This window comes from Clostridium beijerinckii (assembly GCF_018223745.1).
GTDB classification, from domain to species: Bacteria; Bacillota; Clostridia; order Clostridiales; family Clostridiaceae; genus Clostridium; species Clostridium beijerinckii.
Map to the genome: position 1 here is coordinate 2,265,208 of NZ_CP073653.1, position 23,292 is coordinate 2,288,499.

Below are 23,292 nucleotides of genomic sequence, written 5' to 3' on the forward strand. Positions count from 1 at the left end.
AATTTAAGTGATAAAACTTACCGAAATCATAAATATTTTGATTCCGAAAAGCTATGTAAATATATTTATGATTTCTAGTGAAGATATGCACATAAAGTTTTAGCAACTTTGTAAATATGTCAATCTAATAAATGGAATTCTTAAATCGGTTATATATATTACAATTATAGGATGTTTTTGAAAGATTATTTTGATAATGGTAAAATTTTTAGAAAAAATATAAGCTTTAAATGTAATATATGCTATAATAAACGTATATAAATATAAAGTTGAAAATTTATTATATTTTTATACGGAGGTGGTAATAATATAAATAAAGTAATTTATTTTACAAAATAAGAAAATTATAATTTAGAGATTGAATAAAGAGAGGGATGTGAAGGGTATGGTAGAAAATATAACACAATTATTACAAGAATATAAGAGTACAAAGGAATCCTTAGAATGTGGGTTGAAATGGCTTCCTAAGAATGATTATGCTAAGTCTAAAATCGAAGTTATAAATATGGTCATAAGTGATCTAGAACAATTAGAACAACAACTTAGTTAATAAATTAAAAGTATTAAAGTGAAAATTATAACTTTAAAGTATAAAAAAAGTTATTAACATATAATAAAACTGCCTCAAAACTGTATTTTGAGGCAGTTTTATTTTTGGAGTAGAATAGTTATTCTGGATAGTATTAGGAGAAAAAACAAAACATTGTAGTATAATTAAATGGAATTTAAAGAGTTTTACCATAATAAATGGTTAACCATATCATAAATAAGTGAGGTTTATAGTCTTAGCCATTGAAATAACTTTGTTATGGCTATTTTTATAGGTGGAAATACCGTACCATAAGTTAATATGCTACAATAAAAAGGAGGATTGGGGTGAAAAAATAATGAGTGAGAAAGAAAAATCAAGATATATAAAAAAAGAAGAGCGAGACAAAGTAGATAAATCATCAAATTTTAAGTGTGCATGGTGTGGAGTTAATTTAATGGAGAGACACCATATAGTACAATATGCGGATGGGGGAAAAAATTGTTCTGACAATTTAATATTATTATGTCCCAATTGTCATACATTAGTTCATCAAGGAAAAATAATAAAAGAGGAACTATTAGAAAGAAGAAAAAAGCTATCAGGTGAAATTGATAGAAGTTCTGGATATTTATCTATTATTAATAAGTGTAAGGTCATGATTGGTGGTAATACATTTATAGATACACCCAATATTATTAACTATAATGGTGAAAACCTAATTAAGATGAATGTAGAGAATAATAATTTATACGTATCCTTGAGACTATATGATAAAAAAAGAAATCTTATCTGCTGGGTAGAAGATAATAAGTGGTGGGTTGAGAATGAAGAAATATTTGATTTTGCTTATACTAAAAATACATTTAAAGTAGAGTATGATAAGGATATTAATATTAATATTAATATTATTCCAGATACAGATACAATCGAAATAAGTGGCAATATTTATATGAATGGTTATTTGCTTAGATTTGATAAAGAGGATATTAGATATTTTGATGAAAAATATCCTCAACATTATCCCATTTTTAAAGGAAATACAATTGAAAAATGTAATTGTGCATTCAGATTTAATATATAAAAAACTCACTTACAATAGATACTGTGAACCATATCATAAATGAGAAATTACTTTATATTATTAATATCACCATTAGGCTAAATAATACGAATTTGAGACATTAGACATATTAAAATATCCTAGTAAAGCTTATTTATGCCTTACTAGGATATTTTACTGCTACCTTTAAAAATATTAAAGGTGATAAAATTTTTATGCTTACCATAGAAAAGCATTATCACACTTTTTGTATTATTATAATTAGAGTATCTTTAGTTTATAATAATTATATTCGTTGATTATTTACTTTAACAGATTTAATATTTCATCCTCTGAAAGTGAAGAATCGCAGCGAACCTCTATTTCTCTATTTTTACTAACAATAAATCCTGGTACAGTTACAATATTATATTTTTCTCTAAATGAGGCAATTAAATCATCTGAAAAATTAGAACTATCTACATAGTAAATTGTTGTGTTAATTTTATTAGTTAAGCCACTTAATTTCTTAGCAAATTTACGGCAAAATGGGCATGTTGCACGACCAATATAGATAGCAGCTAAGTCTTCATTAGATAATAATTCTTCTGCTTGTGTAGAAATTACTTTTTCAAATAACTTTACATTCTCTTCATAGCTATCTTTTTCAAACATATGTATCCTCCTAGTTTTTTTATAATAGTATATCAAAGCTAAATTATTTAATCAATCTAGTTAGTTTTTCTAGTAGTTATTTTGTGAAATTATAGAAAATATTATAAAGAAAATTATAGAATAAGATATGTAAATGGGGGGTAAAAATGGCTTAGTATCTCTTTATGTATTAAAAAAAGAATATTTGTTCGTATAAGTAGAGATAAATAAGTCAATATTATAGAAGAACTACTAAACGAGGTAGTAACTATGATTAAAGTATTAGATCCCCAAAATGATGTGGTTTTTCAAAAGTTATTTGGGATGAAGGCACATAAAATTAATAAGTTTCAGCTTTTTTAAAGAAGCAAGATTTCTTAGAATTCCAATAGGTATCAAAAGATAGGGGATTTAGCTTATTTATAATTTAGTAATAAACATAAGATAATTGTTGCTTAATAGCATAAAGAATAATAAAAAAATATATATTGCAAAAATAAGTCTTGATCATAATTCTAAAAATATTTCAAAAATTTTAGTCGCAATTTTGCATTGTGAATTACAACATATATATTATAAAAAAATGCATGTAGAAAATTATTAGTACATGCATTTTTTTACTTGAAAAAAGTAATTAATTACTTTTTTCGTAAATACAATAACATTCAACTTAGTTTAACAAAGAGCGAATTCAGTAATAAATCAGTTTTATTAACATATTGATTAAATTTGGGAAATATAGTATAATTATATACAATTACATGGTTTAAAAGTAATAAATTGGGTTTTATAAGAATTTATGAAAGCTGGTATGAAAAATGAACTGGATAATAAAATTTAATCAATTAGAAAAAGAAAATACAGATAAAACATTGGACATTTTAGGAAAATATGATAAGTACAAGTATGAGCTACTGGATGAAGTGTATATAAAAGCTCACAACTTGAAATACTCAATTGGTAAATTAATAGATAAATTAAATATAAATGCTATTGTAGGTGATCCATTAAAAGAAGAAGTAGAAAAACTGGTTAAAGAGTATATTCAAATGAAAGATGATTATGAAAATAGCAGAGATAAGATGAAAGAATATATGTACGTTTGTGGAAGTGAAGCAGCACAGCTAAAATGTACCATGATTCAAATTGTAAGTAGATTTATAAGTGCAAAGAAAGATCTTCTTATGTTTAATAGAAGAATGGATGCATTTACTAAAAAGCTTATTAATATGTATTCTGAATTTGATATGGGATCCATGGGTGAAATTGAGGTATTGCAAGATGTTTATTGGGATCTTATGACAATTAAAGATATAATTGATACAAGAAATAAAGAGTATGATGAGAGAGTAGAATTATTAGAAAAGCTTAAAAAAAATCAAAAAAAAGATTATTTTAAGATATTTGATTATAAAGAAATGATTGATTTAGCAGAGAAAAATGAGTATAAGCAGGTAAGGCAAAGCGGAGATCATATTATTATGCAACATAATAAAACTAATAAAATAGTACCAATTCCTGCTCATGAATTAAAATATGGGTTAATGATTCAGATACAAAAGCAAATTCATGCTAATAAAGCAAGTTAATTAATATTAATTAATGAATAAATTATAAATTGTAATTTGTAGATTGATGATGTTAATAATTGTATACTTAATTTTAAATCAATCAATTACATTGTGGAGGGGAAATATGAATATTACTGGCAAAATTCTTAAAAATCTTAGGTTAAATAAGAATATTACATTAGATCAATTAGCAGATGAAATTAATGAAATGTTTAAAATTAGTATTACTGGCAGTATGCTTTCTAAATGGGAAACTGGTAAAGCAAATCCTATATATGATCACTTAATAAGATTAGCTTCATATTATAATGTTACTACAGATTTCCTCTTAGGCGTTAATCAAGATGAAAAATTAGATCTGGGAACCACTACTACTAATAATAATAATTTAGATAAAAACGGAAAATTTCGTTGTTCTAAAAAACCTAACAATATTAAACGTTTAGTAAAACTATTGGAAGATGATAAAATTACAAATAAGGATGTGGTAATTTTAAAAGATTTGGTTCAGGTTTTAATATCCAAAAAACATAAGAATCTCTATAGATAAAAAATGCACAAGGAGATATCTTAGTCTCAATTCGAAGAGTATAAAATGATTTATGATACAACAGACAAAAAATAAAAGAGTTAAATGAAGAAATTAAGGATATTAATGTTTTTTCTAAAGCATCAACTTATGTTATGATCAATTTAAATACATTAGTTAATAAGACTTCATCTCATATTTCAGAGATGTTGATTTAAGGTAGTACTATGGGGATTATAGATATAACAAAAAGGATAAAGGAATATCCTAATGCAAATAAAGAAATACTTGAAGTTATACGATGACTGCAAAAACGAATTTAATTTTAATGACGAGAATACCGTTTTGGTTTTAAAAGATATTCTCAATAGAAGATTTAAATCAGAAAAAAATAAAACGAAGTAATGTATTCTTGATATAGTAATATTTTTAAAAATATGATATTCTATGCTAATGCCTAATTTTAAAGTTTGGCTATTTTTAAAGGAGATGGTCTATATGATACCAATAAATCATAAAAAATTTATAGATAACTCAATAAAAATTTTAAAAGATGATTTTAGAATTGTAGGAATTGCAACAGGAGGATCATATATTACAAATGAAATGGACGAATATTCAGATATTGATTTTATAATTGCAGTAGATTCTAACCATTATGAAGAAGTAATGGATGAGCGGTATAAAATAGCAGCAAATCTAGGTACATTGCTATCAGCGTTTACAGGAGAACACGTTGGAGAACCACGACTTTTGATATGTTTATATGGTCCAGAATTACTACATGTTGATTTAAAATTCGTATCAATAGATAATATAGCACATAGAGTTGAAGACCCTGTTATTTTATGGGAAAGAGGTAATTTTGTATCAGAAGCATTAAAAGAAAATAATGCAAGATTTCCAATTCCAAGTTTACAATGGATAGAGGATAGATTTTGGGTTTGGATTCATTATGGAGCTGCAAAAATAGGTAGAGGTGAAATTTTTGAGACTATAGAATTCATATCATCATTAAGGCAAATGGTAATAGGTCCACTAATATTGATGAAAAATGGAGAGCTGCCAAGGGGCGTTAGAAAAATAGAATTTGTTGCTCCAGAGAGCATAAGCTTACTGAAAGAGACTATACCATCATATAGTATTGAAAGTTGTATAAAATCGCTAAAGATGATAATACAAATATATTTGGAATTAAGAGAATACTTTATAACAGAAGATTTTATAAAACGTGTGGAAGCTGAAAAATATTCTATAAATTATTTAAATAAAATAAATCATGTATCAAATAGCTAGATATATATTAGTTGATGATGAAGCAATAATTAAAGAGCATGCTGAAATATCACATTATTCATAAAGAAAATGTGGTATTTTTTTTATGTGCATTCTAAAATATTAGGCCTTATAAAGTATATGGGTATTTACCAATTATGTTATAATTGGTGCCACAATTCTTTGGATTAATGATAATAATTAAAATTATTTAATAAATTTTAATATTCATAAAACATTACAATCTTTATATAATCTTTATACGAATATAAGAATTTTAATCCAATCTTTATACCTTAAATAGTATTATTTATATTTAAGATTGAATTCTGACAAGATGAAAACAATGTTAGATTTCATGCTTATACACTTACTAATTTTGATTTTTTTCCGTTATATCATTATTTCTAGGAGTAAGGAGGATACAATGAAAAAAATAGTTTCTATATTTTTATTTTTTGCAATTATTAGTATTGTTATGATGGGTGGGAGTAGTAATCCTTATAGTGGCAAATACATAACTTCAAATAATACTATTTTAGAACTTAATTCAACTGGAAAATGCAAGGTTATAAATAATTTTTATAAAGATGTATTTTACACCTATGGTCAATATACAATAAGCGATAATGAAATAGAAATAATTTTTTATAAAGATAAACGAAATTATTTAAATGTTGAAAGTTTAAAAGGGAAAGTTAAAGGAAGTAATATAGTATTTTATGATTATATACAAGAAGGAAAAGAGTGCGTATATTCAAAAATAGAATAATACTAGCTTTATTTTATATATATCTATATAATTTTGTAGGTATAGGGTAAAATTAAGTGAAAGTTAGGAGTGATTTAAGTAGATATTGATAAAAAATAAAATCCAGATTATCTTTTAAATCAAATAAAGGAAGAAGAAAAAGAGTCTTCAAGAGGAAAACTCAAGATATTTTTTTGGGTATGCAGCTGGCGTCGGAAAAAGTTATGCTATGGCTAAGCTAATGTTATTATGATTTTTATTTTAGGAGTTATTATTGTAAATATTAAAACCAGAGGGTATATTTTAGGATTTGTATGTTCTACAATTAGCGTGATTTTATTTAATTATCTGTTTACAAAACCTAGATATTCATTACATGTTATAGGGAGAGGTATAAAATACTTATCTAGGTTATTAGAAAGAACAGTTATCTGCTACTTGGCACAAGAAAATAAGCTATCAACTTCATTTATTTATACAGTAATTAAAGGGGGAAAAGATAGAAGTTTATTAAATAAGGATGAAGAAGCTGCTGCGTATTGGACATTTGTAAATGATAAAGAATCTGGTGCAGGTACTAACACTTTTTATGGGGCAAAAGGATATTATATTCATTTAAATTATATCAGAAGAAACTAAAGGAGAGCTCCTTCAAGGTATTTATATGACACTGAGTGGCTTATAAGACTTAGTAGAAAACTTGCTTAGTATGACGAGATTTAATGGTGGAAATCTGAAAGTTAGAAAAAGCATTGAAATTATATTTAGAACAAGACATAATATATTTATATTTATTGCAAAGGATGATTAATATGAAATCAACGATAAAACATAATGATGTCAGTAAATTAAGTCTAGGAGGAATCTTAGTTGCGTTAGGCGTAGTTTATGGAGATATTGGAACTTCACCTCTTTATGTAATGAAATCAATTGTTCAAGGTAATGGTGGGTTGGAAAATATATCTGAAAATTTTATTCTTGGATCTTTATCATTAATTTTTTGGACGATAACTATTTTAACAACAATAAAATATGTTTTTGTTACATTAAAGGCGGATAATAAAGGTGAGGGAGGAATTTTCTCTCTTTTTACTCTGGTTCGTAATCGTGCAAAGTGGCTTATTATTCCAGCTATGGTTGGTGGTTCGGCCTTACTTGCTGATGGGATGTTGACCCCTGTTGTATCTGTAACTTCGGCGGTTGAAGGATTAGAGCTTATTCCAAGTTTTAACGCTCTTTTTGGTAGTAATCAAGATATTATTATTACCATTGTAATAGTAATATTAAGTATACTTTTTTTTATTCAACATTTTGGAACTGATTTAATCGGAAAAATGTTTGGACCAGTAATGCTTGTGTGGTTTTCGATGTTGGCAATTTTAGGAATTATGCAAATTTCTCATGATTGGACACTATTACGTGCATTGTCTCCATACTATGCAATAAAGATTCTTCTTAGCAATGAAAATAAATTAGGATTCTTTATTCTGGGCAGCGTATTTTTAGCAACCACAGGTGCGGAAGCATTGTATTCGGACCTTGGGCATGCTGGAAGGAAAAATATTTATGCATCTTGGCCTTTTGTTAAAATCTGCTTATTATTAAATTATTTTGGTCAAGGAGCTTGGGTTTTATCTGCTATAAGAAACCCACTGTATACAAATGTAGAAGGCTTAAATCCATTTTTTCAAATGGTCCCACATAGCTTTTTGATTTGCAGTATAATAATTTCAACTTTGGCTACAATTATTGCTTCTCAAGCATTAATTTCAGGATCGTTTACTCTTGTTTCTGAAGCGATTAAATTAAATTTATTTCCTAGATTACATATAATGTATCCATCTAGATATAAAGGACAATTGTATATTCCTTCAATTAATAAACTTTTATGGATTGTTTGTATTGGACTTATTCTACACTTTAGAAGTTCTGAAAATATGGAAGGTGCCTATGGATTATCAATTACTGTCACTATGCTGATGACAACCATTCTACTATTTAACTATTTATTAAAACAAAAGATTTCATCTGCCATTGCCATTAGTATGTTAGTTTTCTTTGGTACATTTGAAGTTTCTTTCTTTATTGCAAATGCTGTTAAGTTTATGCATGGTGGATATGTAGCAGTTTTAATTGCTTTAACGTTCTTATCCGTTATGTATATATGGATCCAAGGTCACCACACTAAAATTCGCTTATTACAGTATGTGAAAATTGAAGATTATAAAGCACAGCTAAATCTCTTGCGAAAAGATACTGATAGACCTAAATATGCAACAAATCTTGTATATTTAACTAATTCAGAGTATGCAGAGAAAATTGAAAGAAATATAATGTACTCTATCTTAGATAAAAGACCTAAGAAAGCAGATGTGTATTGGTTTGTTAATATTGTTGTTACTGATAATCCTTATGATGCGGAATATGAAGTGGAAACCTTTGGAACATTTTATATAGTAAAAGTTCAATTAAGGCTTGGTTTTAGAATGGAACAGAGATTAAATATGTATTTACGTCAGATTTCTACTGAATTAGTTAAAAGTGGAGAAATAAATATTCAATCTAGAAACTATACTATTATGCCCGATAGAAAAGTTGGCGATTTTCGTTTCTCTTTAATTGTAGAACAGCTTTCATATGAAACAGAATTGAATTTTTGGGAATCCTTCATATACAGAGCTAAGTTGTTTATAAAAAGATTTACTGTTTCTCCGACAAAATGGTTTGGACTTGATACTAGTGATGTTGATATTGAAAATGTCCCGCTCTTTTTAGGCAGCTGTAATAAGGAAACATTAAAAAGAGTTTCAAAATAACTTTATCAAGTTCAACAACTAAGATTCAGGTGTGGTTTGATCTCCAGCTGAATCTTAGTTGAACTTATATCCTCAAGAGGTACCTCGTCAAGGATCGTGCTGTTATCTCTCACTCAAAGAAGTGGAAGTGTTACAGTTTAATGTATAAATATTAGGATTACTTCAAGTAAATAACAAATAATATTTTTAAAATTAAAGGCAATAAACATCATCAAGTGTTTATTGCCTTTTTTTAGCTATTTTATGAGAATCGTCACCAGTTAAAGGAGCTTCACTAGAAAAACCACACACTTCACCTTCATCATATTCAAAATCATTTTTAGGAACCTTTGCGGCTCTTTTTCCAGCCATAAATTATGAATCCTCCTTTGGCAGTTTATTTAGAAGTATTTTTATGTTTATTCTTAAAAGATATATGATTGTTTATTAGAGATTCTATTAGAAATATTAATGACTAAAGGCTTAAACTCCTCAGCCAATTTATCTTTTGATAAGATATCTCCATTTTTACATGTGTATATTGTTAAGACATGTAAAAAAAATAGACATAAATCCAATTGATATATTAAGGGACTTAATTGCGACAACAGCAATATATAAGGTTTCATAAAAAAGAAGTGATTGGCATGCTTATTGCTAATAATAAAAGTAACACTTGAAAATAAATAAATTTATCAAGGAGGGAATTTATGGATAAAACGGAACACTTATTGAGACACGTTGAAGAAAATAAACAGTATAAGCAGCAAATTAAAAAATTAAAGAATAAAATATTTTTAGCAAAAATACTTAAGTATGCACTAAGATTAAGCAACTTGCTTTATGTAGTACCAATCATTCTCATTCTCTTTATATTTAGAAATAATAGGTTGATTGGCGCATTTATTTCAATAGCATATTTTTATACAATATGTATGCTGTTAAAGTTAGATGAAAACAGTAGAATTATGAGGTTTTTAAATGAATATTCGGATTCAAATCGTGATATTAAGATATATGAACAAGAATTAAAAATAAAGAAAAATGAGTTGTATACTAAATCTCGTTAAGAAAGTAGGAAATTAACTCTTCAAAAATTAGGAAACTCAATCTAGAAGAAGTCATTCTAAGAAATATAATTAAAGGTGTACAAAATATAGACATAAATCCAATTGATATATTTAGGAATTGATTACGGAAACCACAATATATAAGGTTTCATGGAAAAAAATATGATTGGCATGCTTATTGCTAATAATAAAATTAACGGGAGTAGTAAGTGAACTAATATATATAACTTAATTTTTCCACAATCTTTAGTGCAATGCTATTTGCTATTTAAGGATAGGATATCTTTTTTAAAAACTTTTGTAAACAATTTCGTATTCCCATATGCATAGTGAAATATGTTTTCATTAATAGATAAGGTGGTAGATACTTAAAAATTAAATTTAAAAAATAAATAACCAAATTTGAAGGAGGTCATTAAAATGGAACTAAAAAATGTGATTCTTGAAAAAGAAGGACATTTAGCTATTGTTACAATCAATAGACCCAAAGCACTAAATGCATTAAATTCAGAAACATTAAAGGATTTAGACGCTGTTTTAGAAGATTTAGAAAAAGACAGCAATATGTATACAGTTATTGTTACTGGTGCTGGTGAAAAATCTTTTGTTGCTGGGGCGGATATTTCAGAAATGAAAGATCTTAATGAAGAACAAGGTAAAAAATTTGGAATTTTAGGAAACAATGTTTTCAGAAGATTAGAAAAATTGGATAAGCCAGTTATTGCAGCTATATCAGGATTTGCTCTTGGTGGTGGATGTGAACTTGCTATGTCTTGTGACATAAGAATAGCTTCAGTAAAAGCTAAATTTGGGCAACCAGAAGCGGGTCTTGGAATTACTCCAGGATTTGGTGGAACTCAAAGATTAGCTAGAATTGTAGGACCAGGAAAGGCTAAAGAATTAATATATACTTGTGATCTTATAAATGCAGAAGAAGCTTATAGAATAGGCTTAGTTAATAAAGTAGTTGAATTAGAAAGTTTAATGGATGAAGCAAAAGCAATGGCTAACAAGATTGCAGCTAATGCTCCAAAAGCAGTTGCATATTGTAAAGATGCTATAGACAGAGGAATACAAGTTGATATAGATGCAGCTATATTAATAGAAGCAGAAGACTTTGGAAAGTGCTTTGCAACAGAAGATCAAACAGAAGGAATGACTGCGTTCTTAGAAAGAAGAGCAGAAAAGAATTTTCAAAATAAATAATTTAGTTAAAAATCTATTAGAGATTTTTATATAGTTTGTATCAAATAGGTTTAATTAACAAGGAGGGTAATTTAATGAATTTTAAGTTAACTAGAGAACAACAATTAGTACAACAAATGGTTAGAGAATTCGCAGTAAATGAAGTTAAGCCAATAGCTGCTGAAATCGACGAAACAGAAAGATTCCCTATGGAAAACGTTGAAAAAATGGCTAAGATTAAAATGATGGGTATCCCATTTTCAAAAGAATTTGGTGGAGCAGGCGGAGATGTTCTTTCATATATAATAGCTGTGGAAGAATTATCAAAAGTTTGTGGTACTACAGGAGTTATTCTTTCAGCGCATACATCATTATGTGCATCAGTAATTAATGAAAATGGAACTAACGAACAAAGAGCAAAATATTTGCCAGATCTTTGTAGTGGTAAGAAAATCGGTGCTTTCGGATTAACAGAACCAGGCGCTGGTACAGATGCTGCAGGACAACAAACAACTGCTGTATTAGAAGGAGACCATTATGTATTAAATGGTTCAAAAATCTTCATAACAAATGGTGGAGTTGCTGAAACTTTCATAATATTTGCTATGACAGATAAGAGTCAAGGAACAAAAGGAATTTCTGCATTCATAGTAGAAAAGTCATTCCCAGGATTCTCAATAGGAAAATTAGAAAACAAGATGGGGATCAGAGCATCTTCAACTACTGAGTTAGTTATGGAAAACTGCATAGTACCAAAAGAAAACCTACTTAGCAAAGAAGGTAAGGGATTTGGTATAGCAATGAAAACTCTTGATGGAGGAAGAATTGGTATAGCTGCTCAAGCTTTAGGTATTGCAGAAGGAGCTTTTGAAGAAGCTGTTAACTATATGAAAGAAAGAAAACAGTTTAATAAACCATTATCAGCATTCCAAGGATTACAATGGTATATAGCTGAAATGGATGTTAAAATCCAAGCTGCTAAATACTTAGTATACCTAGCTGCAACAAAGAAGCAAGCTGGTGAGCCTTACTCAGTGGATGCTGCAAGAGCTAAATTATTTGCTGCAGATGTTGCAATGGAAGTTACAACTAAAGCAGTTCAAATCTTTGGTGGATATGGTTACACTAAAGAATACCCAGTAGAAAGAATGATGAGAGATGCTAAAATATGCGAAATCTACGAAGGAACTTCAGAAGTTCAAAAGATGGTTATCGCAGGAAGCATTTTAAGATAGGAGGACTTTTAGAATGAATATAGTAGTTTGTGTAAAACAAGTTCCAGATACTACAGCAGTAAAAATTGATCCTAAAACTGGTACATTAATAAGAGATGGTGTTCCATCAATAATGAATCCAGAGGATAAACACGCTTTAGAAGGTGCATTACAATTAAAAGAAAAAGTTGGAGGAAAAGTTACTGTAATAAGTATGGGACTTCCAATGGCTAAAGCAGTATTAAGAGAAGCATTATGTATGGGAGCTGATGAAGCTGTCCTATTAACAGATAGAGCACTTGGAGGAGCAGATACTTTAGCTACTTCAAAGGCACTTGCAGGAGTAATAGCTAAATTAGATTATGATTTGGTATTTGCTGGAAGACAAGCAATTGATGGAGATACTGCACAAGTAGGACCAGAAATAGCAGAACATTTAAACATTCCTCAAGTAACTTACGTTCAAGACGTTAAAGTTGAAGGAAATACATTAATAGTAAATAGAGCACTAGAAGATGGACATCAAGTAGTAGAAGTTAAAACTCCATGTCTATTAACTGCAATCGAAGAATTAAATGAAACTAGATATATGAATGTTGTAGATATATTCGAAACTTCAGATGATGAAATCAAAGTTATGAGCGCAGCTGATATAGATGTAGATGTAGCTGAATTAGGGCTTAAAGGCTCACCTACAAAGGTTAAGAAGTCAATGACTAAGGAAGTTAAAGGTGCAGGAGAAATCGTAAGAGAAGCACCTAAAAATGCAGCATACTATGTTGTAGGAAAATTAAAAGAAAAACACTACATCTAAGATAATAGGAGGGTAATTTATTATGAATATAGCAGATTACAAAGGCGTTTGGGTCTTTGCTGAACAAAGAGAAGGCGAATTACAAAAAGTATCTTTAGAACTACTTGGTGAAGGTAGAAGAATTGCTGATGAATTAGGAGTAAATCTTACAGCTTTATTATTAGGTAGCAACATAGAAGGATTAGCAAAAACTTTAGCAGAGCACGGTGCAGATGAAGTTTTAGTTGCTGATGATAAAAACTTAGAACACTATACAACTGATGCTTACACAAAAGTTATTTGTGATTTAGCAAATGAAAGAAAACCAGGAATATTATTCGTAGGAGCTACTTTCATCGGAAGAGATTTAGGTCCAAGAATAGCTGCTAGATTATCAACAGGATTAACAGCAGACTGTACATCAATTGACGTTGATGTTACAAATGGCGATCTTTTAGCTACAAGACCAGCATTTGGTGGTAACCTAATGGCTACAATTGCTTGTCCAGAACATAGACCACAAATGGCAACAGTAAGACCAGGAGTATTTGCAAAGATTACAACTGATCCATCTAAATGTAAAATTGAAAAAGTTGATGTTAAATTAGAAGATAGCGATGTAAGAACTAAAGTTTTAGAAACTATAAAAGCTAAGAAAGATATCGTTGATATAGCTGAAGCAGATTTCATTGTATCAGGTGGTAGAGGAGTTGGAAACAAAGAAAACTTCCAATTACTTAAAGAATTAGCAGAAGCTCTAGGCGGAACTGTGGCTGGATCAAGAGCAGCTGTAGAAAAAGGATGGATTGATGGAGCATATCAAGTAGGTCAAACTGGTAAGACTGTTAGACCTCAAATATATATAGCTTGTGGTATTTCTGGAGCTATCCAACACGTTGCTGGTATGCAAGATTCAGATTTAATCATTGCTGTAAATAAAGATGATTCAGCTCCAATAATGAAAATTGCTGACTATGCAATAGTTGGTGATCTTACTAAAGTAGTACCAGAATTAATAGCTCAAGTTAAAGAAATAAAGAGCGCTGAATAATATAATTTATTAATTAAAATGATTTAATCCGTAGTTAGAATGTATAGATTAAAATAATAGGAGGTTAAAATAATGCAAGGATTAAGTATTGATAAGATAAAAGTAGGAGACAAAACTTCAGTCGTAAAGACTATTGGTGAATCAGATGTATATTTATTTGCTGGAATTACTGGAGATTTAAATCCAGCACATACAAATCAAGTTACAGCAAAAGAAACAATATTTAAAGGGAGAATTGCACATGGTATATTAGTATCAGGTCTTATTTCGACATGTTTTGGTATGCAGCTTCCAGGACCAGGTACAATTTATTTATCACAAAACCTTAAATTTACTGCACCAGTTCACTTTGGAGATACAATAACAGCAGAAATAGAGGCTATAGAAGTGATTGAAGATAGAAATAGAGTAAAGTTCAAGACAGTATGTACTAATCAGGACGGAAAAGTAGTTATTGACGGCGAAGCAATGGTTATGCCACCTAAAAAAACAGCATAAATGATTAAAGAACTGAATAAATAGAATATAATAACAAAAGTCTTTTGCATTAGTTTGCTAAAAGACTTTTGTTATTGTATATATATCAAAATTTGACGATTCTTTATAATTTTTCTTAAGTGTAGTATAATAATATTCAAATATAAGATATATTTGGATTTTCATTTCTTTTAAAAACACAAATAAACACTAGTTGAAAATTTCTTTGAAAACGTATAAAAAATTATTATTATAAATCAATAAAGAGAGATTTATGACTGTTTAATTGCTGTTAATGAAATGAATTATTACAAAATATAATTAAATAGGGAGGTATTTATGTTTTTAGAAGAATGTTTTGAACTAATAATTCAAAATGTAAATGAAGCTTTAATAGTGATTGATAAAAAAGGAATTATATTAGTTATAAATAAAAAGGCAGAAGACATGTTTGGAATTAGTTCAGAGAGAAGTCTTGGTAAATATATAGGTGAGGTGTTACCTGAAATACAAATACCAAAAATCACAAAAGCAGGAAAAGCTGAATTATCTCAGATGGTTTTTATCAATGGAAAAGAAATTATTTCAAATAGAATTCCTATAATTAAAGATGAAAGAGTAGAAGGTTCAATAGAAATATTTACTGATATTACAGATCAAAAAAAAATGCAGAATAAGATAAACCTAGATAAGGATTATATTGATGCGCTACTTACTGTAATGGATGCTTTTAATGAATGGTTTGTGGTAATAAATGAAAAAGGTATAATTACCAGTATCAGTGATGATTATAAAGAATTTTTAGGTTGCGATAATCCTATAGGAAAAAAAGTAGAGGATATAATAGAAAATACAAAGATGGGGAAGGTCTTAAAAACAGGGATTGCAGATATAGGTGGTATTCAGGAAATAAAAGGTAATAAGATGATTGCTATGCGTGTGCCTATAAAAAAAGATGGAAAGGTTATAAGTGCTGTAGGTAAAGTAGTATTTAAAGATATTAGCGATTTTCATGCTCTAAGTAAAAAGTTGCTCGACTTAGAAAAAGAGGTTGAATTTTACAAAAGCAAAATTGCTGAAAATAAAACGGCGAAGTATTCTGTAGAAAATATTATTGGACATTCTAATAAAATAAGAAAAGTAAAAGATTTAATAGGAAAAGTTGCAAATACAAATTCAAATGTTTTAATAAACGGTGAAAGTGGTACAGGCAAAGAAATGATTGCCCATTCTATTCATAATAGCAGTAAAAGATACTTAGCTCCATTTATAAAGATAAACTGTGCCTCTATTCCAGCAGAATTATTAGAATCAGAATTATTTGGTTATGAAGAAGGAGCTTTTACTGGAGCCAAAAAAGGTGGAAAAAAAGGAAAGTTTGAACTAGCAAATGGTGGGTCAATATTTTTAGATGAGATAGGTGACATGAATATAAACATGCAGGCTAAAATTTTGAGGGTAATTCAGGAAAGGGAGATTGAGAGCATCGGAGGCAGCGGAGTAAAAAGCGTTGATGTTAGAATAATTACTGCGACAAATAAAAATCTTGAGGAGCTTGTTAAAAAGGGGGAGTTTAGAGAGGATCTGTATTACAGGCTAAATGTTGTGAAAATTGTTTCACCTCCTTTAAGAGAGCGGAAGGAAGATATTCCTGCATTGGCAAATGCATTGAGAATTAAAATAGCAAAAAGATTAGATGTATATGTAGAGGGGATATCTAAAGATGCTATAGAGTGTTTAGGCAACTATGATTGGCCGGGTAACATTAGAGAACTTGAAAATGTTATTGAAAGAGCAATTAATTTGTTGGATTCTAATATAATGATAAAAACAGAACATTTGTCTAAAAGATTTACAAGCGCTAAATACAAAAGATATAGTGATAAAAATGAATACTTGAAAACCATAGTTGAAGAGGTTGAAAAGGAAGTTATTCTAGAATGTTTAAATAGAAATAATTGGAATAAAAATAAAACAGCTCAAATATTAGGAATAAGTAGGGCGGGGTTATATAAGAAAATAGAAGAATTTAATTTAAAAGTATAATTAAGTAGGAGTTTTAAAAAGTTCCTACTTAATTGTTTTTTACCCTATTTTATTGAATGCTTATGTAATTAGTATTCAATAAGATAGGGTACATAATATTAGTTTAAACATTGGTATAAATTTTGAGAATAGCCTATTTATAAGCTTTTATTAATTCATAAAAAAATATGTATAAAAAAAATACATGTAAAGGAAATAAACATTAACAAAGATTATATAATATTAATCTTATGGGGGAGAATCTTTAAAAGTGTACAAAAAAAACACATATTTTTCTGATTTATTTTATTTAAAAAGGTAAATAGAATTAATAGTAAACAGTTTAAAAAAATAATATTTAAAGAGTTTAGTAGATTTGGAAAAGGTTTTCGACTTTTGGAAAGAAACTTGGCATCCTAATTGCTCTATAAAAAGGTACAAGGAGGGATTATGAATGAAATCTAAATCTAAAGTTATGTCAAAAGAGCAAGCTGTCGCTTTAATAAAAAATGGAGATACTATTGCAGTAGGTGGATTTGTTGGCTGTGCTCATCCAGAAGAAATTACAGCAGAAATCGAAAAATCATTCTTGAGTAAACAGTTACCTAGAGATTTGACATTAATATATGCAGCAGGTCAAGGTGACGGGAAGGATAAGGGGTTAAATCATCTTGGTTATGAAGGGCTGCTTAAAAGAATAATAGGTGGACATTGGAATTTAACGCCAAAGCTTCAAAAACTGGCTATGGAAAATAAGGTAGAAGCATACAATTTACCGCAGGGAACAATATCACAGATGTACAGAGATATTGCTGCTGGAAAACCAGGGACATTAACTCATGTTGGATTGAAAACCTTTGTAGATCCTAGAATAGAAGGTGCAAGGCTTAATAAACTTACAACAGAAAACATCGTAAGTTTAATCAACATAGATGATAAGGAATATTTACTTTATAAAACTTTTCCTATAAATGTTACCATTTTAAAAGCTACATACGCAGATGAGGATGGATATGCGACAATGGAAAAGGAAGCACTAACACTTGATGCAACTGCAATGGCTCAAGCAGCTAAAAATTCCGGTGGAATAGTAATTCTTCAGGTTGAAAAGATAGTTGCTAAAGGCTCACTTGATCCAAGAAAAGTAAAAATTCCAGGAATATATGTTGATGCAGTAGTTGTTGGGTCTCCTGAAAATAACATGCAAACTTTTGGTGAAGCATTTAACCCAGCATATTCCGGAGATGCTAGAGTACCAGTGGATTCAATAGAACCATTAGAGATTAATGAAAGAAAAGTAATAGCAAGAAGATGTGCTATGGAGCTTGTACCTGATGCTGCAACAAATCTAGGAATTGGTATGCCGGAAGGAATAGCTATAGTTGCTAGTGAAGAAGGTATTGGAGATAAAATGACTCTAACTGTAGAGCCAGGAGGAATAGGCGGAGTACCTGCAGGTGGCTTAAACTTTGGAGCTACAACTAATCCATTATGTATAATGGACCAGGCTACTCAGTTTGATTTTTATGATGGCGGTGGCCTTGATGTAGCTTTCTTGGGATTGGCACAATGTGATAAGGTGGGTAACATAAATGTTAGTAAATTTGGTCCTAAGATTGCAGGTTGTGGTGGATTTATAAACATAACTCAAAATTCTAAAAAAGTTATATACTGCGGCACATTTACAACAGGGGGACTAAAACTAAAAATAGATGAAGGTAAGTTAACAATACTAAGTGAAGGTAAGGTTGATAAGTTCGTAAATAAAGTTGAACAAATTACTTTCAGTGGTGAATACGCATCAAATATTGGACAGCCTGTACTTTATGTTACAGAAAGAGCAGTATTTAGATTATCTAAACATGGCTTAGTTCTAATAGAGATAGCACCAGGAGTAGATTTGGAGAAGGATGTATTGGCTCACATGGAATTTAAACCAATAATATCACCAGATTTAAAACTTATGGATGAAAGTATATTCAAAGCAGAACCGATGGGATTAAAAATTTAAATATTAAGTTAGTATGTTATGGACTGATAGATGAAATTAGTTATAGGGTTCTGCAATGAGAATTAAACAAAAGAATATCATTGAGTTCTAGTTAGTGAATATATTCACAATATAAATTTAATCATCCATGAGGAACCCTATATGAACATATAGAAATAAAGAAAAAATATATATGGAGGTATTATAATATGGCGGTTTTAGGAATTTTCTTAGCATTAGGACTACTAATTTTTTTAGCGTATAAGGGCTTCTCAGTTGTAGTTATGGCTCCAGTGTGTGCACTAGTAGCTGTTTTATTATCTGGAATGTCTATTTTACCAAGTTACACAGAAATATTCTTACCTAATTTAGCAAACTATCTAAAAGTTTATTTCCCATTCTTCTTATTGGGAGCTATATTCGGTAAAGCAATGGAGGAATCCGGCGCAGCAAAAGCTATTGCTAAAGCAATAGTAAACAAATTAGGTAAGGAGAGAGCAGTTTTAGCAGTTGTTTTATCTTGTGCAATTCTTACTTACGGTGGTATAAGTCTTTTCGTTGTTGCTTTTGCTGTATATCCATTTGCAGCTTCTGTTTTCAAAGAAGCAGATATACCAAAGAGACTTCTTCCAGTAACTATTGCATTAGGAGCGTTCACATTTACTATGGATGCTTTTCCGGGAACACCACAAATACAAAACTCAATACCAATGAAGTTTTATAACACAGACCTTTATGCGGCTCCAGTTGTTGGTATCATAGCAACAATTATCATTTTATGTGGAGGTTTGGCTTATATAGAGTGGCGTAAACGTACAGCTCAGGCAAAGGGAGAAGGATATGGTACAGGGCATAAAAACGAGCCTGAATTTGATGAAAATGAAGCTTTGCCAAGCTTTGGTATGTCACTATTACCGTTGGTATCTGTGCTTATAGTTACTTTGGTTCTTCAAAAAGTAGTTTTCCCAAATTGGAATATCGCATCTTGGGCAACTCAAGCACCATATAACATGGCTGAAGGCGGAATTACAGGAACAATGAATAACTGGGCACTTATTATCGGGCTTCTTGTTGGTAGTATACTTGCATGTTTATCAAATCCAAAAACTATGAAAGTTACTATACCTAAAGCTATCAACTTAGGTGCGATCGGTTCATTCTTAGCTATACTTAACACATCTTCAGAAGTTGGTTTTGGTAATGTTATCAAATCACTTCCAGCATTTAAATCTATAGCTAATGCTTTAATAGGAATTAATTCTAATGGTAGCCCGCTTCTTTCTGAAGCAGTTGCTGTAAATGTTCTTTCAGGGACAACTGGTTCAGCATCAGGCGGTATGAGTATAGTTCTTGACATGTTCGGTGAAAAATATATGGCATGGGCAGCAGCTACAGGTACAAGTCCTGAATTACTTCACCGTGTAGCTTCAATGGCTTCAGGCGGTATGGATACATTACCTCACAATGGAGCTGTTATTACACTTTTAGCAATTACAGGGTTAACTCATAAGCAAGCATACAGAGACATTTTCTTTATAACTGTATTAAAAACAGGGACATGTTTCATAATGATATTCCTTCAAAGTTTCTTACACTTTGTATAAAAATTGAAAGCAGAGAGGATTACGAATATTGTAAACCGTATTTTTAAGTTTTCATAAGATCAATATAAAGAGACAATTATAAGTGAGGGTGTTACAATAACAAGCATAAGAGTAGAGGCTTAATAATAAATAGTTCTAAAGAGTAGTGTGAAATCTACTCTTTTTTATTCTCTAGGAATTTATATTCAAATTAAATATGTGGATAAGTTATGGAAAAGACAGATTAAGAAAGTTATGATTTGTAAAGAGAATAAAAAGGAAAATATATTCGCCTGTCAAATTTTTCTCACATTTATTCAAAAAGGCAGATGCGTAAAAAAATCTACACCTATGAAAAGAGTGCGGAGCACAATACGGAACTTAACCAAAGTTGCCTGCGATTTTGTTCTTGTCAAATTTATATAGGAGTGTTTTATTATTCTATTAGTATATAGTGTGAGAAAAAAGTCATCTCTACATTAAGTACATGGGGTAAAAAATCATATATCTCCAACGTAGGTGTATAAAAATGAAAAATTTTATTTACAAGAGCAAATTAGGATAATGAAATAGCAAAAACTTTAAATGTAGAACTATATGTCAAAAGCAGAGTTTGAAAAAATATGAATAAGAATGAGATTCTAGAAGAATATAATCTAGAGACATATATTAACGCTGAATTAAGTCAAAATTATAAAGATTTAGAATCTATACAAAGATACATTAAAAAAAATGGAGAAGAAAATCTGGATTTATTTTCTGAAATGTTTTGGGCTGATAAAAGTGATAGTATCAGTAATTTAAAGAAAGAATTAAATATTATAAATAATATTGGTTATTCTGATATTTTAAAAGCATATCCAAAAGAAAAAAATATAAACTCTTTAAATTGAAGTTTATGCCAGAGTTAAAGGATGTTAGCAAGGTGTATGATTCAATAGAAGAATTAGAGGATGAATATGGATACAAAAATACAATTAAAGCGTTGGCTATAAGTCTAAATGCTATTACAAGTAAAAGATTAGAAAAAACAATAGATGTATTAATAAGATATGCAAAAGGTGTAATTAAAGGTGCTGATTTGGATGAAGATAGATAAATCCTCATGGAGAACCTGCAGGAGGTCAGTTATAAATTCCTGACCAACACCTCAGAGGTCCAGAAAATTTTGTGATAAATTAACCCTACATAATTCTGCAGGAATAGTCGGATGGATAAATATGATTTCTGATATTCTATTGATGAAAGGAAGGTTACGAAATGGATTCGATAAAAAAATGAATGAAGCATTAAATTATATTGAAGAAAATCTTGATGGTGAAATTGATTTTAAAAAAGTAGCAAGGTTAGCATTTTGTTCAGAATATCATTTTCAAAGAATGTTTTCTTTTCTTGCAGGAGTTTCAATGTCTGAGTACATTCGTAGGAGACGTTTTACCTTAGCAGCTTTTGAACTTAATAATAGCAATATAAGAATAATTGACTTGGCCGTTAAGTATGGATACCAGTCAGCAGATTCATTTACAAGAGCATTTCAAAATTTGCACGGGATAACGCCATCGGAAGCTCGATATAATGGAAAATCATTAAAATCATATCCAAGAATGACTTTTCGTTTATCAATTGAAGGAGGAAATGAAATGAACTATAGAATTGAAGAGAAAGAAGCATTTAATATAATTGGTATTAAGAAAAGAGTACCTATAATTTTTAATGGAGTAAATCCTGAAATTGCTAAGATGTGGCAAAGCTTAACTGTTGAAAATATCAATGAATTGAAAGAATTATCTAATACAGAACCAAGGGGACTAATAAGTGCATCTTTAAATTTTTCAGAAGGACGAATGGAAGAAAAAGGAGAGCTTGACCATTATATAGGTGCAGCGACTACCAAAGAGTGTCCAGATAACTTATCAAAACTTGAAGTTCCTGCTTCAACATGGGCAGTATTTGAAGCTGTAGGACCATTTCCAGATACATTGCAAAATATTTGGGGACGCATCTATTATGAATGGTTTCCATCTTCAAACTACGAACAAAAACAAGGGCCAGAGATCTTATGGAATGAGAATAAAGATGTAACTTCACTAACTTTTAAAAGCGAAATATGGATACCGGTTATAAAAAAGTGCTAGTATAGACAAGTAAAAAAATAAAGAAGAAGTAGAAATATCACATTATTAAGAAATGAATTTTGTGGTATTTCTTTATACAGCAGATGTCAAGAAAATTACCGTTACTCAAGGAAATGTATCTTGTGGAATTTAAGGTGAGAAATGAATATAAAAATATTAAATATACAGTCTGGTAATATGTTATAACTTGTAAGCCCCACACACCTATCAGCCCCTATAAATATTATTTTTTATAACTTGTTAAGATTTTTTAATTTAGGATAAAAAATTGGAATTTTAAATTAGGACCTCTGGGGTAATAGTAGTGAGTTTAAGAATGACTTGATATCTGATATAAATAACAATATTAAGAAAGTAAAAAAAACAATATTCAGTATGGTTATCGAACTGAATATTGTTTTTTAAAAGAGCATAACAATCTTAACTAGCACAATAAAAGATAGCTTATTATCATATAAAAATCTTTCGACTAATAATACAACAAATCACAACCTAATAATCATGTTTTGCTCCACCAAACAACATATTTACTCAACTCAATATAACCTCACGGCTATATAAAATCAATTCAACACATTGAATAATGTTAACTCGACCTTAAATAATAAGTTGGAGTACCATTA

At 29.5% G+C, this 23,292-nt stretch carries 22 protein-coding genes; 20 read left to right on the forward strand and 2 right to left on the reverse strand.

Going from position 1 to position 23,292, the window contains the following annotated elements; translation table 11 throughout:
- Positions 1-385 precede the first annotated feature (385 nt).
- Entirely contained in the window at positions 386-550 is a 165-nt protein-coding gene (locus tag KEC93_RS10345) for a hypothetical protein (protein WP_017212855.1), read from the forward strand.
- A 337-nt stretch (positions 551-887) separates the two neighbouring features.
- Positions 888-1,613, forward strand: a complete 726-nt coding sequence (locus KEC93_RS10350; protein WP_077869913.1) for an HNH endonuclease — start codon at positions 888-890, stop codon at positions 1,611-1,613.
- A 282-nt stretch (positions 1,614-1,895) separates the two neighbouring features.
- Here KEC93_RS10350 and KEC93_RS10355 read toward each other — a convergent pair whose 3' ends face one another.
- Complete coding sequence (locus tag KEC93_RS10355) at positions 1,896-2,246, reverse strand: DUF6568 family protein (protein WP_077869914.1); 351 nt, start codon at positions 2,244-2,246, stop codon at positions 1,896-1,898.
- A gap of 797 nt (positions 2,247-3,043) precedes the next feature.
- On the opposite strand from KEC93_RS10355, the gene KEC93_RS10360 reads away from it, so the two are divergent.
- From KEC93_RS10360 to KEC93_RS10385, 6 genes are all read left to right on the forward strand, one after another.
- On the forward strand, positions 3,044-3,814 hold the full coding sequence (locus KEC93_RS10360; RefSeq protein ID WP_023976936.1) for a type II toxin-antitoxin system HicA family toxin: 771 nt from the start codon (positions 3,044-3,046) through the stop codon (positions 3,812-3,814).
- A gap of 106 nt (positions 3,815-3,920) precedes the next feature.
- A complete protein-coding gene (locus KEC93_RS10365; RefSeq protein WP_023976937.1) occupies positions 3,921-4,346 on the forward strand; it encodes a helix-turn-helix domain-containing protein in 426 nt (141 codons plus the stop codon).
- 477 nt (positions 4,347-4,823) lie between these two features.
- Positions 4,824-5,621 carry a nucleotidyltransferase domain-containing protein gene (locus tag KEC93_RS10370; RefSeq protein ID WP_023976938.1) on the forward strand — a complete coding sequence of 266 codons (798 nt, stop codon included), beginning with the start codon at positions 4,824-4,826 and terminating at the stop codon, positions 5,619-5,621.
- Positions 5,622-6,027: 406 nt separating this feature from the next.
- A complete protein-coding gene (locus KEC93_RS10375; protein WP_023976939.1) occupies positions 6,028-6,372 on the forward strand; it encodes a hypothetical protein in 345 nt (114 codons plus the stop codon).
- 228 nt (positions 6,373-6,600) lie between these two features.
- Complete coding sequence (locus tag KEC93_RS10380) at positions 6,601-6,990, forward strand: DUF4118 domain-containing protein (protein ID WP_023976940.1); 390 nt, start codon at positions 6,601-6,603, stop codon at positions 6,988-6,990.
- 173 nt (positions 6,991-7,163) lie between these two features.
- Positions 7,164-9,167, forward strand: coding sequence for a KUP/HAK/KT family potassium transporter (locus KEC93_RS10385; RefSeq protein ID WP_023976941.1), 2,004 nt, complete (start codon positions 7,164-7,166; stop codon positions 9,165-9,167).
- A 219-nt stretch (positions 9,168-9,386) separates the two neighbouring features.
- Here the strand turns inward: KEC93_RS10385 and KEC93_RS26665 are convergent, their stop codons facing one another.
- Entirely contained in the window at positions 9,387-9,518 is a 132-nt protein-coding gene (locus KEC93_RS26665; protein ID WP_257721991.1) for a hypothetical protein, read from the reverse strand.
- A 338-nt stretch (positions 9,519-9,856) separates the two neighbouring features.
- Between KEC93_RS26665 and KEC93_RS10390 the strand changes: the two genes are divergently transcribed.
- From KEC93_RS10390 to KEC93_RS10445, 12 genes are all read left to right on the forward strand, one after another.
- Entirely contained in the window at positions 9,857-10,216 is a 360-nt protein-coding gene (locus KEC93_RS10390; RefSeq protein WP_077869915.1) for a hypothetical protein, read from the forward strand.
- Between the two features lie 420 nt (positions 10,217-10,636).
- Positions 10,637-11,422, forward strand: a complete 786-nt coding sequence (locus KEC93_RS10395) for a short-chain-enoyl-CoA hydratase (protein WP_111944717.1) — start codon at positions 10,637-10,639, stop codon at positions 11,420-11,422.
- A 74-nt stretch (positions 11,423-11,496) separates the two neighbouring features.
- Positions 11,497-12,636: an acyl-CoA dehydrogenase gene (locus tag KEC93_RS10400; RefSeq protein WP_111944718.1), complete on the forward strand. Its 1,140-nt coding sequence runs from the start codon at positions 11,497-11,499 to the stop codon at positions 12,634-12,636.
- A 13-nt stretch (positions 12,637-12,649) separates the two neighbouring features.
- Positions 12,650-13,429, forward strand: a complete 780-nt coding sequence (locus KEC93_RS10405) for an electron transfer flavoprotein subunit beta/FixA family protein (protein WP_011967673.1) — start codon at positions 12,650-12,652, stop codon at positions 13,427-13,429.
- Positions 13,430-13,451: 22 nt separating this feature from the next.
- Positions 13,452-14,459 carry an electron transfer flavoprotein subunit alpha/FixB family protein gene (locus KEC93_RS10410; RefSeq protein WP_012058265.1) on the forward strand — a complete coding sequence of 336 codons (1,008 nt, stop codon included), beginning with the start codon at positions 13,452-13,454 and terminating at the stop codon, positions 14,457-14,459.
- 72 nt (positions 14,460-14,531) lie between these two features.
- Positions 14,532-14,957, forward strand: a complete 426-nt coding sequence (locus KEC93_RS10415) for a MaoC family dehydratase (protein WP_017212763.1) — start codon at positions 14,532-14,534, stop codon at positions 14,955-14,957.
- Positions 14,958-15,275: 318 nt separating this feature from the next.
- Positions 15,276-16,982, forward strand: coding sequence for a sigma-54-dependent Fis family transcriptional regulator (locus KEC93_RS10420; RefSeq protein WP_023975724.1), 1,707 nt, complete (start codon positions 15,276-15,278; stop codon positions 16,980-16,982).
- 433 nt (positions 16,983-17,415) lie between these two features.
- Positions 17,416-18,972 carry an acyl CoA:acetate/3-ketoacid CoA transferase gene (locus KEC93_RS10425; RefSeq protein WP_077869627.1) on the forward strand — a complete coding sequence of 519 codons (1,557 nt, stop codon included), beginning with the start codon at positions 17,416-17,418 and terminating at the stop codon, positions 18,970-18,972.
- A 188-nt stretch (positions 18,973-19,160) separates the two neighbouring features.
- Positions 19,161-20,555 carry a GntP family permease gene (locus KEC93_RS10430; RefSeq protein ID WP_017212766.1) on the forward strand — a complete coding sequence of 465 codons (1,395 nt, stop codon included), beginning with the start codon at positions 19,161-19,163 and terminating at the stop codon, positions 20,553-20,555.
- A gap of 602 nt (positions 20,556-21,157) precedes the next feature.
- A complete protein-coding gene (locus KEC93_RS10435; protein WP_077869629.1) occupies positions 21,158-21,427 on the forward strand; it encodes a hypothetical protein in 270 nt (89 codons plus the stop codon).
- Positions 21,428-21,432: 5 nt separating this feature from the next.
- Positions 21,433-21,633 carry a hypothetical protein gene (locus tag KEC93_RS10440; protein WP_139357408.1) on the forward strand — a complete coding sequence of 67 codons (201 nt, stop codon included), beginning with the start codon at positions 21,433-21,435 and terminating at the stop codon, positions 21,631-21,633.
- 142 nt (positions 21,634-21,775) lie between these two features.
- Positions 21,776-22,669, forward strand: coding sequence for an AraC family transcriptional regulator (locus KEC93_RS10445; protein WP_077869637.1), 894 nt, complete (start codon positions 21,776-21,778; stop codon positions 22,667-22,669).
- Positions 22,670-23,292 lie beyond the last annotated feature (623 nt).